The sequence below is a fragment of the Craurococcus roseus genome (assembly GCF_039523795.1).
GTDB lineage: Bacteria > Pseudomonadota > Alphaproteobacteria > Acetobacterales > Acetobacteraceae > Craurococcus > Craurococcus roseus.
Genome location: NZ_BAAAFZ010000060.1, coordinates 124378 through 135465, shown reverse-complemented (window position 1 = coordinate 135465; position 11088 = coordinate 124378). Strand labels below are relative to the sequence as shown.

The 11088-nt window shown below is 74.4% G+C and carries 11 protein-coding genes; 9 read left to right on the top strand and 2 right to left on the bottom strand.

Features of this window, described 5'->3' with window-relative positions; all coding sequences use genetic code 11:
- Positions 1-184: 184 nt before the first annotated feature.
- The 7 genes from ABD067_RS18715 to terL all read left to right on the top strand — a co-directional run bounded on the left by ABD067_RS18715 (position 185) and on the right by terL (position 8015).
- A complete protein-coding gene (locus ABD067_RS18715) occupies positions 185-1018 on the top strand; it encodes a phage capsid protein (protein WP_343896889.1) in 834 nt (277 codons plus the stop codon).
- Between the two features lie 78 nt (positions 1019-1096).
- Complete coding sequence (locus tag ABD067_RS18710; RefSeq protein ID WP_343896888.1) at positions 1097-1666, top strand: hypothetical protein; 570 nt, start codon at positions 1097-1099, stop codon at positions 1664-1666.
- A gap of 1 nt (position 1667) precedes the next feature.
- A complete protein-coding gene (locus ABD067_RS18705) occupies positions 1668-3548 on the top strand; it encodes a hypothetical protein (RefSeq protein WP_343896887.1) in 1881 nt (626 codons plus the stop codon).
- A complete protein-coding gene (locus ABD067_RS18700; RefSeq protein WP_343896886.1) occupies positions 3548-3988 on the top strand; it encodes a hypothetical protein in 441 nt (146 codons plus the stop codon). The genes ABD067_RS18705 and ABD067_RS18700 overlap by 1 nt, the downstream gene beginning before the upstream one ends.
- Before the next feature lie 13 nt (positions 3989-4001).
- Positions 4002-6290: a phage tail fiber protein gene (locus ABD067_RS18695; RefSeq protein ID WP_343896885.1), complete on the top strand. Its 2289-nt coding sequence runs from the start codon at positions 4002-4004 to the stop codon at positions 6288-6290.
- The gene (locus ABD067_RS18690) at positions 6287-6595 is read left to right on the top strand and encodes a hypothetical protein (protein ID WP_343896884.1); all 309 of its coding nucleotides are present in this window, start codon (positions 6287-6289) and stop codon (positions 6593-6595) included. The genes ABD067_RS18695 and ABD067_RS18690 overlap by 4 nt, the downstream gene beginning before the upstream one ends.
- Complete coding sequence (gene terL / locus ABD067_RS18685) at positions 6570-8015, top strand: phage terminase large subunit (RefSeq protein ID WP_343896883.1); 1446 nt, start codon at positions 6570-6572, stop codon at positions 8013-8015. Before ABD067_RS18690 ends, terL begins: the two co-directional genes overlap by 26 nt.
- Positions 8016-8061: 46 nt before the next feature.
- Here the strand turns inward: terL and ABD067_RS18680 are convergent, their stop codons facing one another.
- On the bottom strand, positions 8062-8292 hold the full coding sequence (locus ABD067_RS18680; RefSeq protein WP_343896882.1) for a hypothetical protein: 231 nt from the start codon (positions 8290-8292) through the stop codon (positions 8062-8064).
- 71 nt (positions 8293-8363) lie between these two features.
- Between ABD067_RS18680 and ABD067_RS18675 the strand changes: the two genes are divergently transcribed.
- Both ABD067_RS18675 and ABD067_RS18670 read left to right on the top strand, forming a co-directional pair.
- Positions 8364-8711: a hypothetical protein gene (locus ABD067_RS18675; RefSeq protein ID WP_343896881.1), complete on the top strand. Its 348-nt coding sequence runs from the start codon at positions 8364-8366 to the stop codon at positions 8709-8711.
- Positions 8708-9211, top strand: a complete 504-nt coding sequence (locus tag ABD067_RS18670; RefSeq protein ID WP_343896880.1) for a cell wall hydrolase — start codon at positions 8708-8710, stop codon at positions 9209-9211. Before ABD067_RS18675 ends, ABD067_RS18670 begins: the two co-directional genes overlap by 4 nt.
- 413 nt (positions 9212-9624) lie before the next feature.
- Here ABD067_RS18670 and ABD067_RS18665 read toward each other — a convergent pair whose 3' ends face one another.
- Entirely contained in the window at positions 9625-11073 is a 1449-nt protein-coding gene (locus ABD067_RS18665; protein ID WP_343896879.1) for an FAD-dependent oxidoreductase, read from the bottom strand.
- Between the last annotated feature and the right edge of the window lie 15 nt (positions 11074-11088).

Here is an 11088-nt window from a genome sequence, read left to right as displayed (position 1 = left end):
GCGGGGAGCCGCCGGCGGGGGCGGGCCTGCGCCGATCCACCGGCGCGCCCGCCCCCGCGTCCCTTCCACGGCCGCGACCAACCCCGCGATGGGGCCGCGGCCCGCTTCCGGCGCGCGCGCGGCCCCTAGCCGGACCAACCGCGCGCGCGCCGTCCCCGCAGCACCCCCACCCCAAGGAGCGACCATGTCCGCTTCCATCGACCAGGCCTTCGTCAAGCACTACCAGTCCGAGGTGCAGGAGGCGTACCAGCGCCAGGGCAGCAAGCTGCGCCCCACCGTCCGCTCCAAGGGCGACGTGCGCGGCGCCTCCACCGTGTTCCAGCGGGTCGGCCGCGGCACCGCCGCCGCCAAGGCGCGCAACGGCGTCGTGCCGGTGATGAACATCGACCACTCCTCCGTCGAGTGCTTCCTCCAGGACTACTACGCCGGCGACTGGGTGGACCGGATGGACGAGCTCAAGACCAACCACGACGAGCGGCTGGTCGCGGCCAACGCCGGCGCCTACGCGCTCGGCCGCAAGACCGACGAGCTGATCATCGCCGCCCTCGACGGCTCCACGCGCGAAGCGGTCGGCACCGCCTCCGGCCAGACCGACAACGACGGCCTGACCCGCGCCAAGGTGCTGCTGGCCTTCGAGATGCTGGGCGCGGCGGACGTGCCGGACGACGGCCAGCGCTACGCCGTGGTCGGCTGGAAGCAGTGGTCGGAGCTGCTGACCATCCAGGAGTTCGCCAACGCCCAGTACGTCGGCGACGGCGAGCTGCCCTGGAAGGGCACCCAGGCCAAGCGCTGGCTCGGCGCGCTGTGGATGCCGCACAGCGGCCTGACCAAGAACGCGGCGCTGCGGTACTGCTACTTCTACCACCGCACCGCGGTCGGCCACGCCTCGGCCGCCGAGATCGCCACCGACATCACCTGGCACGGCGACCGCGCCGCGCACTTCGTCAACACGATGATGAGCCAGGGCGCCGTGCTGGTGGACGACACCGGCGCCGTCCGGATGCGCTGCAAGGAATAAGCGCGCACGCCGCCCGCCCCGCCTCCGGAAACGGGGGCGGGGCACCCCCACCGAGAACCGAACCGGAGTTCCCCGCCGATGGCCCTCTCCGCCCTCGCGCTCTGCTCGCGCGCGCTGCTGAAGATCGGCGCGCAGCCCATCGCCTCCTTCGACGAGGGCACCGCCGAGGCGGAGGTCGCGGCCAACCTCTACCCCGCCGCGCGCGACGCGCTGCTCTCCCTCCACCCGTGGAGCTTCGCCACCGCGCAGGCCACCCTGCCCCGCTTGGCTGCCAAGCCGGTCGCCGACTTCGCGCACGCCTTCCAGCTACCCGCCGGCTTCCTCCGCGCCCTCTCCGCCGGCGCGCCCGGCAGCGGCCGCGGCCTCGCCTACCGCCTCTTCGAGGACCGCCTGCACACCAACTCGGAGCAGGTCACGCTCTCCTACATCTTCCGCCCCGACGAGTCCGCGCTGCCGCCCTTCTTCGCGTCCGCCCTGGCCGCGCGCCTCGCCGCCGAGCTGTGCATCCCGCTCACCGAGAACACCTCCCGCGCGCAGATGCTCTTCGCCCAGGCCGAGGGGGAGCTGCGCGCCGCGCGCCTCGCCGACAGCCAGCAGGCGACGCCGCGCGCCATCGAGCACTTCCCGCTGATCGCCGGACGCCGCTGACATGGCCGGCGCCCGCACCCTCAAGACCAGCTTCACCGCCGGCGAGGTCGCCCCCGAACTGCTCGGCCGCCCCGACCTCCGCGCCTGGGCCAACGGCGCGCGCCGCCTCCGCAACGTCTTCATCCAGCCGACCGGCGGCCTGGTCCGCCGCCCCGGCCTCCGCCACGTCGCGCCGCTGCCCGGCCCCGCGCGCCTGATCGCCTTCGAGTTCAACACCGAGCAGACCTACCTCTTGGCGCTCACCGCCGGCGAGATGCGCGTCTTCGTGGGCGACGCCGAGGTGGCGCGCGTTTTCGGCCCCTGGACCGCGGCGATGCTGCCCCAGCTCGCCCACACCCAGAGCGCCGACACGCTGCTGCTCTGCCACCCGGAGATGGCGCCGCAGCGCATCACCCGCACCGGCCACGCGAGCTGGACCGTCCAGCCCTGGGCCTTCGTGCGCGAGCCCTTCTTTCGCTTCCTGCCCAGCGCGGTGCTCACCCCGAGCGGCACGACGGGCGCGATCGCCCTCACCGCGTCCGAGCCGCTGTTCCGCACCGGCCACGTCGCCACGCGCTTCCGCATCGGCGGCAAGCGGGTGATCGTCACCGCCGTCGCGTCGCCGACGCAGGCGACCGCCACGGTGGAGGACGCGCCGCTCGCCTCCGCCGCGCCGACGCAGGACTGGGACGAGGCCGCCTTCTCCTGGGCGCGCGGCTGGCCGGTATGCCTGTGCTTCCACCAGGACCGCTTGGTGGTCGGCGGCTCCCGCGACCTGCCGAACCGCCTCTGGATGTCGCGCACCGGCGACCTGTTCAACTTCGACCTCGGCAACGGCCTGGACGACCAAGCCATCGAGTTCGGCCTGGTGTCCGACCAGGTGAACGCCATCCGCGGCGTCTTCTCCGGCGCCCACCTGCAAGTCTTCACCTCCGGCGCCGAATGGATGGTCTCCGGCGCGCCGCTCACGCCGGCCAGCATCCAGCTCAACCGCCAAACCCGCGTCGGCGCCCCCGTCTCGCGCATGGTGCAGCCGGTGGACGTGGACGGCGCCACCATCTTCGCCGCCCGCAGCGGCCGCGGCATCTACGAGTTCGCCTACACCGAGGCCCAACTCCTCTACCAAGCGAACGACTTGGCGCTCGCCTCGCAGCACCTGGTCCGCGACCCGGTCTCGCTCTGCTACGACCAGCTCCGCCGCCTGTTGCACGTCGCCATGGCCGACGGCTCGCTCGCCACCCTCACGCTCTATCGCGCCGAGGAGGTCACGGCCTGGACCCGGCAGGAGACGGCCGGCGCCTTCCGCGCCCTGGCCGAGATCGAGGGCCGCGTCTGGGCCGTGGTGGAACGCGAAGGCTCATTCCGCCTGGAACGCTTCGACGACGAACTGGCGCTCGACGCCGCCCTCACCGGCGAGGCGTCCGAGCCCAAGGCGGCGTGGCGCGGCCTCGGCCACCTGACCGCCCGCGAGGTGGCGGTGGTCGCCGACGGCGCCCCGCGCGGTAGCGCCACGGTCATCGCCGGCGCCGTCACGCTCGACCCGCCGGCGCGCACCGTGCAGGTCGGGCTCGGCTTCCGCCACCTAGTGGAGCCGCTGCCGCCCGAACTCTCCGGCCCGCTCGGCGTGCGCGCCGCGCCGCTGCGCCTGGTGTCCGTCACCTTCCGCCTGCTGGAAACCGCGGCGCTGGCGGTGGACCTCGGCCGCGGCCCGTCGCCGGTCGCCTTCCGCCGCCTCGGCACCGCGCTGCTCGACGCGCCGCCGCCGCGCTTCACCGGCGACGTGCGGCTGCGCGCCCTGGGCTGGAGCCGCGACGCCATGCGCCCGCTCTGGCGCGTCGAGGACGACACGCCGCTGCCCATGACGCTCCTTTCCGTCACCACCGAGACGAGGATCACCGACTGATGGCCGCTCTCGCCTCCATCGCCACCCTCGCGGGCGCCGGCGCCACCGTCTACGGCCAGGTCCGCCAGGCGCAAGCCGCCAAGGGGATGAACCGCGCCCAGGTCCAAGTGGACCGGCAGCAAGAGGCCGCGCGCCAGCAAATCGTGTCCGCCCAGCAGGTGCAGGAGCGGCAGGCCCGCGCCCAGGCGCTCGGCCGCACCATCGCCGCGACCCGCGCCCGCCTCGCCGCCTCCGGCCAGTCGGCCGACGCCGGCTCGGCCGGCGCCGTCACCGCCGGGCTGAAGGCGGACGCCGCGGCGGCGCAGGGCGCCGAGGACTCGGTCTACGACGCCCGCCTCCGCGCCGGCCGCGCCTCCCTCCTCGCGCCCGACGGCACGCTGAACGCGCTGCTCCGCTCCGGCCGCACCCTCGGCGGCATCGCCCGCTCCCTGCTCGATTGAGGAGACCGACCCGATGGCCGCAGAGCACATCCGCATCGGCGACGTCGCCCCGCGCGTCCACTACGTCGCCGACGGCGTCCAAGCCGCCTTCACCTACCCCTTCCCCATCTTCGCCGAAGGCGACATCGAGGTGCGCCTCGACGGCCTCATCCAAATGGCCGGCTACGCCGTCACCGGCGCGGGCGAGTCGGAGGGCGGCGCCGTCCACTTCTACGAGCCGCCGCCGCCCGGCTGCGCCGTGTCGCTGCGCCGCGAACTCCCGGTGGCCCGCAACACGGACTTCCAGGAGAACGGCGTGCTGCGCGCCCGCACCCTGAACGACGAGCTGGACTACCAGGTCGCCGCGCTCCAAGAGGTGAAGGAAGGCCTCGGCACCGCGCTCCGCCTCGACCCGTCCGAGGCAGGCGGCGCCACCACGCTCCCGCTCCGCCGCGCCCGCGCCAACAAGCTGCTCGGCTTCGACAGCGCGGGCGCGGTCACGGTGTTCGACCGCGACGGCGCTTCCCTCTCTTTGCCCTTCCAGGGCGCCGTGCCGCGCACGGTGGAGGACAAGCTCGCCGAGCGCCTCTCGGCCCGCGACTTCGGCGCCGTGGGCGACGGCGCGGCGGACGACGGCCCGGCGCTGCAAGCCGCCATGAACGCCGCCGCCGCCAGCGGCAAGCGGCTGGAGATCGGCGAGGGCACCTTCCGCACCGCCATGCCGCTGGTGCTGCCCGGCGCCGCCGCCGGCCTCTCCATGCGCGGCGCCATCCTCTACGCCGGCCCCGGCGGCCGCGCCGCGCTGACGCTCGGCGACGGCGGGACGGCGCGCAACGCCGCCAAGCTCTACGAGGGCCTCCGCGTCCTCCGCGCCACGGTCTCCGACTGGATGGACGAGAACGACATCGGGATCGTGCTGCGCAACCTCGACGCCTCCTTCGTGGAGGTGCGGCAGGTGGAGGGCTTCACCATCGGCATCCGCACGCTGGGTGACGAGCGCGGCTTCGAGGACACGACGCTGATGCTCGGCCGCATCGTGAACAACAGGATCGGCCTCGACGTCCGCGCCGCCACCGCCGCCGCGTGGAACACCTCCGTCCGCTACTACGGCGGCCACTTCGCCATCGCCAGCAGCCTGCACCCGGACCGCGACCGCTTCGGCGTGCGCTTCTCGGCCGCGCCCGGCGCCTACGCCGGCCACAACCGCCACGTCTTCCACGGCCCCGGCTTCGAGCTGCAAGCGAAGGACCGGCCGATCCTGGGCATCCCGTTCCTCTGCGACGTGTCGAGCCGCGCCGTGATCGCCAGCGCCGTCCGCATGGAGGGCTGCTCGCCCTACGTCGCGCACCACTCGGGCGGCGCGCAGGACCACGTCTACGAGGTGGCCTGGGCCAGCCAGGGCTACGGCGTCGGCATCGACTACGCCCCCACCGCCACCCGCGTCGGCTCCGTGGTGCGCGCGCTGCACCAAGCGGCCGGGCACCGCGAGTCGGTGCGCGAGGTCGCCGCCGCGCCGAACCTGCGCGCCGCGGCCTTCCGCTACAGCAACACCGAAACCGGCTTCGACCGCCTCGCCTGCCTCTCCGGCAGCGTGTCCGGCACGCCCTCGCGCCTGCCGGACTTCGCGCTGCCGGGCCTGGACGGCTACACGCTGGTCAACCGCGGCGTGCTGCTCACCCCCGGCCGCGGCCTGGCTTTTCTCGCGGATGCGCGGAACTGCAAGGAGTTCGCCCTCGCGGTGGACGCCGACAACCCGCGCCTCGTGGTGCAGTGCTTCGACATCGGCATGAACCTGCTGACCGCCGAGGCGAACGGCCCGCTGGTCCGCGCCTCCGGCATGTCGATGAACTGGTCCCCCACTGCGCGCTGGTGGCAGGGCTCCGCCGACATGAGCGACGCGGCGCTGACCCGCCTCCAGGTGGTGCGCCTGGCCGAGCCGGTGTTCTACGCCCTGATCGGCATCGCCGGCATCGGCGACTCCTACGAGGCGCGCGCCATGCGCCTGTGCTGCGACCCGTCGCAGGCTCCGGCCGCGCTCTGGGGGATGCCGGACCTGCCGTTCGGCCGGCGCGAACTGGTGGCCGACCTCGCCTGGGACCCGCCCTCCATCGCCGCCGGCGGCACCGCGCAGGCGAACGTGCCGCTGCCCGGCGCGCGCCCCGGCGACTTCGCCGGCGCCGCCTGGAGCGCGTCCACCTCCGGCGCCGTGTTCCTGGCGCAGGTGGGCGCGACCGACGTGGTGACGGTGACGGTCCTCAACCGCACCGCCGCACCCCTCGACCTCAACCCCGGCACCGTCCGGGCGCGCGTGGTGAAGGCATGACGACGAAACCCGAGCGGAACACCCACTGGTCCGACGCTGACCGCGCGGCCCTGGCGCGGCTTATCGTGGACGACTACCGCCGCTTCCTGGCCGATCCGGACGCGGACGCGAAGGCGTTCGCCGCCCGCCACGCGGCGGGGAAGGGCGCCCTCGCGCACTACGACCAGCTCATCAAGACGAGCGGCGGCCGCGGCGAGGACGCCGGCGGAGCGGGCGACGCCGACCTCGGCGCCGCGCGGGCCGGCATAGCGTCGCTGCGGGAGGAAGGAGGCGAGGCCGATGACGACGGCGCCGGTGACGGCTGACTTCCTCGAATTCGCCTGGGTCTGGAACGCCGCGCAGGGGCAGGGGACGCCCGCCGTCCACCGCCGCATCGCGCGCTGGCTCCAGGCCCGGCGCGACGCGGGCGACCGGCGCCTGCTGCTGATGGCCTTCCGCGGCTGCGGCAAATCCACGCTGGTCGGCCTCTACTGCGCGTGGCGCCTGCTGCGCGAGCCGGACCTACGCGTGCTGGTGCTGGCCGCCGACCACGACCTGGCGGTGAAGATGGTGGCGACGGTGCGCCGCGTGCTGGAGCGCCACCCGCTCTGCCGCCACCTGCTGCCCGACCAGCCGGAGAGCTGGGCGATGGACCGCTTCACCGTGAAGCGGCGCGCGGTGCTGCGCGACCCCTCCATGCTGGCGCAGGGCCTCTCGGGCAACATCACCGGCTCCCGCGCCGACCTCATCGTCTGCGACGACGTGGAGGTGGCCGGCAACTGCGACACGCCGAACAAGCGCGCCGAGCTGCGCGACCGGCTGGCCGAGACGGAGTTCGTGCTGACGCCCGGCGGCACCGTGCTCTACGTCGGCACGCCGCACTGCGCCGACACGCTCTACCTGCCGCCCGGCCACGAGAACGCTTGGCTGGTGGGCTACCGCCGCCTGGTGGTGCCGCTGTTCGACGCGGCGGGCGCGAGCGCCTGGCCGGAGCGCTTCGCCGCCGCCGACATCGAGGCGTTGCGCGCCCGCGTCGGCCCGCTCCGCTTCGCCCGGCAGATGCTGCTGCGGGCGGTGGCGGAGTCGGCGGCGCGCCTCGACCCGGCGCTGGTCGTCCGCTACGCCGAGGAACCGGAGTACCGCGAGGCCGGCGGCCGCGCGCAGCTCTCGCTCATGGGCCGGCGCCTGGTCTCCGGCGGCGGCTTCTGGGACCCCGCCTACGGCCGCCCCGGCACCGGCGACGCCTCGGTGCTGGCCGCCACCTACGCCGACGGCGAGGGCAACCACTACCTGCACCGGTTGGCGTACCTCGCGCACGACCCGGACAGCCCCGTGGACCCCGCCACCCAGCAATGCCGCGCGGTCGCCGCGCTCGCGCGGGAACTGCTGCTGCCGGCGGTGCGCGTGGAGACCAACGGCATCGGCCGCTTCCTCCCCGCGCTGCTCAAGCGCGAGATGGCGAAGGCCGGCGCGCCCTGCGCGGTGGTGGAGCACAACAGCCGCCAAGCCAAGCCGCTCCGCATCCTCGGCGCGTTGGAGCCGGCGCTGGCGGCGCGCCGGCTGCACGCGCACGAGGCGGTGTTCCGCACGCCCTTCCCGTCGGAGATGGCGGCGTGGCGCCCGGACGCGCCGAACGGCGTGCGCGACGACGCTCTGGACGCGCTGGCCGGCTGTCTGCTGGCGGAGCCGGTGCGCCTGCCGCTGGTCGCCGCTCCGGCGCGGGCGGCGGGGTGGAGGGGCAGCTAGACGCCGGGCCTGCGTGCGCCCGCGTTGTTGCGGATCTGCAATCGGATCACCCCGCCTTCTTCAGTATCTCCCGCGCGTGCCGCGCCTCGCCCTCGGCGGTGATCTCGAACCGCCCGTCGGCGGGGCGCCGCCGCGCCAAGCCCAAAGCCTGGAGCCGTTCCAGGCACGGCCCGTCCTTGAGCCCGTCCGGCCGCCCCGGCCCGCCCACCAGCGTCAGCCGGTGCAGCGCCGAGCGGCAGCAGGTCTCCAGGTACGGCTCGTGCCACTTCGCTTGCAACGCAGTCCCCCAATGCCGGTGCCGCCCGTCCCAGGGGTTTGGCCCCGGCGCTTCCGCCCTTCAAGGAGAGCTTGGAGTTCGCCATGCAGATCGAGCCGACCTGGTGGATCAGCGTCATCGAGGTGCCCGTCGTGGCAGCCCTGTTCCGGATGATCTACATGCTCAAGCAGGACATCCAGAACCGCATCGACCGCGGTGACACGCGCGACTCGGAGGCGGTGGCCCGCACCCGCGACGAACTGGCCGAGTTCAAGCTGGAGGTGGCGCGCACCTACGTGCCGCTGTCGCTGATCCGCGACGTGGACCAGCGCTTGTCGGCCCACCTGCTGCGGATCGAGGGCAAGCTGGAAGGGCTCCGCCGCACCGATCACCCGCAGGACCAGCGCAACTACGGCCGCCGCGCGGAGGACCGGGCGTGAGCGCCGCCCTTTCCGCCGCGCCCCGCGCCGCGGCGTCCGACGCCCTCGCCGCCGCGCGGGCGACGGAAACCCTCGCCCTCACGCTCTGGGCCGAAGCGGCGGGGCGCCCCGTCCGCGCCATCGAGGCGCTCGCCGCGCTGGTGGCGAACCGCGCCCGCTCGGCGGCGTCAAACGAGACCGCCCGCCTCCGCTTCGCGCCCGGGAGCGCGGCCGGGGCCGCATGGCCCACGCTCCTCGGCCGCGCGTGCCGCGCGCCCTTCCTGTTCGCCTGCTGGAACCCGCGCCACCCCCGCCACGCCGCGCTGGGCGAGGCGCCGGAAGGCGACTTGGCGCTCGCCGTCCGCCGCCGCATCGCCCGCCGCGCCGCGGCCGGGAGCCTGCCCGACCCGACCGGCGGCGCCACCCACTGGCACGACGCGGACGCGCTGCCCGGCTGGGCGCTCGGCCGCGTGCCGTCGGCGGAGATCGGCGGGTTGGTGTTCTACCGGCCGGACGAGTGAAACGGGGGAAAGAACCGACCGGGGCCGCACAGCCCGGTTTGCGCGCGGCGCCGGATCGCAGGGCGGTTCGGGGCCGGCGCTTCGCGCCGTTTTCCACATCTCCGCAACGGTCGGGGGTGCGTAGCGGGCCGAAAGCGGCTCCATCGCCGATCGCCACCGCTTCTTGCTTCGATGCCGCGAAACAAAAAAAGGGGGCCGGTGGTCGTGACCCACCGGCCCCAAGGTGCGATCCCTGATGCCCATCCCCAGGATGCGGCACCGGGTCGTCGGGAGGAGACGTCCAAGGCATCGCCTGAACACGTATAAGTTATGTTGTTCACGATTTCGTGTAAATGGGTAAATGATTACAAATCATTCATCATTCAGAATGGATGAAACAGCAGAGGTTTCATCCGGCGCCCCGACGCGCCGGCTCAAGCCGCCGGCAGCGCTTCCGCCGGCCCCGCCGCCGCGCCCAGGTGCGCCCCTTGGCGCCGCAGCGCGCGGCGGATCTCCGCCACCGGCACCGCCCGCGGCTCGACGCCTCTGGCCGCCGCCAGCGCCGCCGCCACGCCGGCCGCCTGCCCGGTCATCCAGCACTGCGGGATCTCGCGCATGAAGGAGTGGCTGGTGGCGTCGCAGGACAGGTGCCGGCCCGGCCCCAGCAGCCCGTCCAGCTTTTCCGGCACCAGCGCGCCGTAAGGCACCGAAACGTTGGCGAACCTGGGCGAAAGGGAGGGCGACACCCCGATCTCGTCCGGCGCCGTCCGGCCGTCCCAGTCCTCGCGCGCCACCCGCCCGACGCCGCGGAGCCGGCGCGAGTGCCGCACGCCGAGTTGCGGCGCCATCAGCATCGGCCAAGCGCCGGCGAAGCCGGGGGCGTGGGCGCGGTAGTGCTCCAGGTGCCCGGCCATCAGGCGCCGGCTGCGGATCTCCACCTCCGTCTGGTCGTCGGTGTCGAGGCCCGAGAAGCCCGCCAAGCGCGGCCCCATGAACAGAGCCACGTCGTCCCGCCAGGACACGAAGGCCTTGTCGAGCAGCCCCAGCCGCTCCCGGCCGGTCCGCAGGAACTCCGAGAATTCGCCCGGCTGCTCCGACCGCCAGCGCAGGTGCGCCGGCATGTCCACGCCGCCGAACAGCCAAGCGGTGTTGACGCAGTGGTGGATGTCGCGCTCGTCCACGTCCTCCGAGCCGGCGGCGCCGGCGCGGTGGAACAGGTCGCCGTCGCCGGTGGCGTCCACCACCACGGGCGCCAGCACCGCGCGCCGGCCGCCCTTGCCCTCGAACACGGCGCCGCGGACGGCCCCGTCCCGCACCACCGGGGCGGCGCCCCAGGCGTGGAAGAGGAGGTCGACGCCGGCGCCCAGCAGCATCTCCTGCGCCGCGGTTTTCATCGCCTCCGGGTCGCAGGTGGGCGACCAGGTGACGACGCCGTGGAAAGCGGCGGTGCGCTGCGCCCAGTGCGCCGCGAGGGCCGGGTCGCGCGAGCCCCAATCGGCGCGCGGCGGCCCGGCCACCGCGCCCGCGGGCAGGCGGTCCAGGAACTCCTCGGCGAAGCCGCGGATGACGCGCCGGCCTTCCCAGTCGGTCATCCGGTCGATCCAGATCACCAGCCCGCCGGTGGACAGGCCGCCCAGGTGGTTGTGCCGCTCCAGCAGCGTCGTGCGGGCGCCCATGCGCGCCGCGGCGCAGGCGGCGGAAACGCCCGCCGGGCCGCCGCCCACCACCAGCACGTCGCATTCGGCGTGCACCGGCACCTCGCGCCCGGCTTCCGTGACCGCGGCTTCGCGCGGCGCCGTGCGCCGCCGCCTTTCCGCGCGCAGGATGCCGCTGCGGAAAAACAACCTTCCGCCGGCCGAAGGGTCGAGATCGCTCTCCGTCATGATCCAAGTATAGCA

What these genes read in the sequence shown, in the direction of transcription:
- ABD067_RS18715 (WP_343896889.1), top strand. Translation starts at nt 185, where the DNA reads ATGTCCGCTTCCATCGACCAGGCCTTCGTCAAGCACTACCAGTCCGAG.
- ABD067_RS18710 (WP_343896888.1), top strand. Translation starts at nt 1,097, where the DNA reads ATGGCCCTCTCCGCCCTCGCGCTCTGCTCGCGCGCGCTGCTGAAGATC.
- ABD067_RS18705 (WP_343896887.1), top strand. Translation starts at nt 1,668, where the DNA reads ATGGCCGGCGCCCGCACCCTCAAGACCAGCTTCACCGCCGGCGAGGTC.
- ABD067_RS18700 (WP_343896886.1), top strand. Translation starts at nt 3,548, where the DNA reads ATGGCCGCTCTCGCCTCCATCGCCACCCTCGCGGGCGCCGGCGCCACC.
- ABD067_RS18695 (WP_343896885.1), top strand. Translation starts at nt 4,002, where the DNA reads ATGGCCGCAGAGCACATCCGCATCGGCGACGTCGCCCCGCGCGTCCAC.
- ABD067_RS18690 (WP_343896884.1), top strand. Translation starts at nt 6,287, where the DNA reads ATGACGACGAAACCCGAGCGGAACACCCACTGGTCCGACGCTGACCGC.
- terL (WP_343896883.1), top strand. Translation starts at nt 6,570, where the DNA reads ATGACGACGGCGCCGGTGACGGCTGACTTCCTCGAATTCGCCTGGGTC.
- ABD067_RS18665 (WP_343896879.1), bottom strand. Translation starts at nt 11,073, where the DNA reads ATGACGGAGAGCGATCTCGACCCTTCGGCCGGCGGAAGGTTGTTTTTC.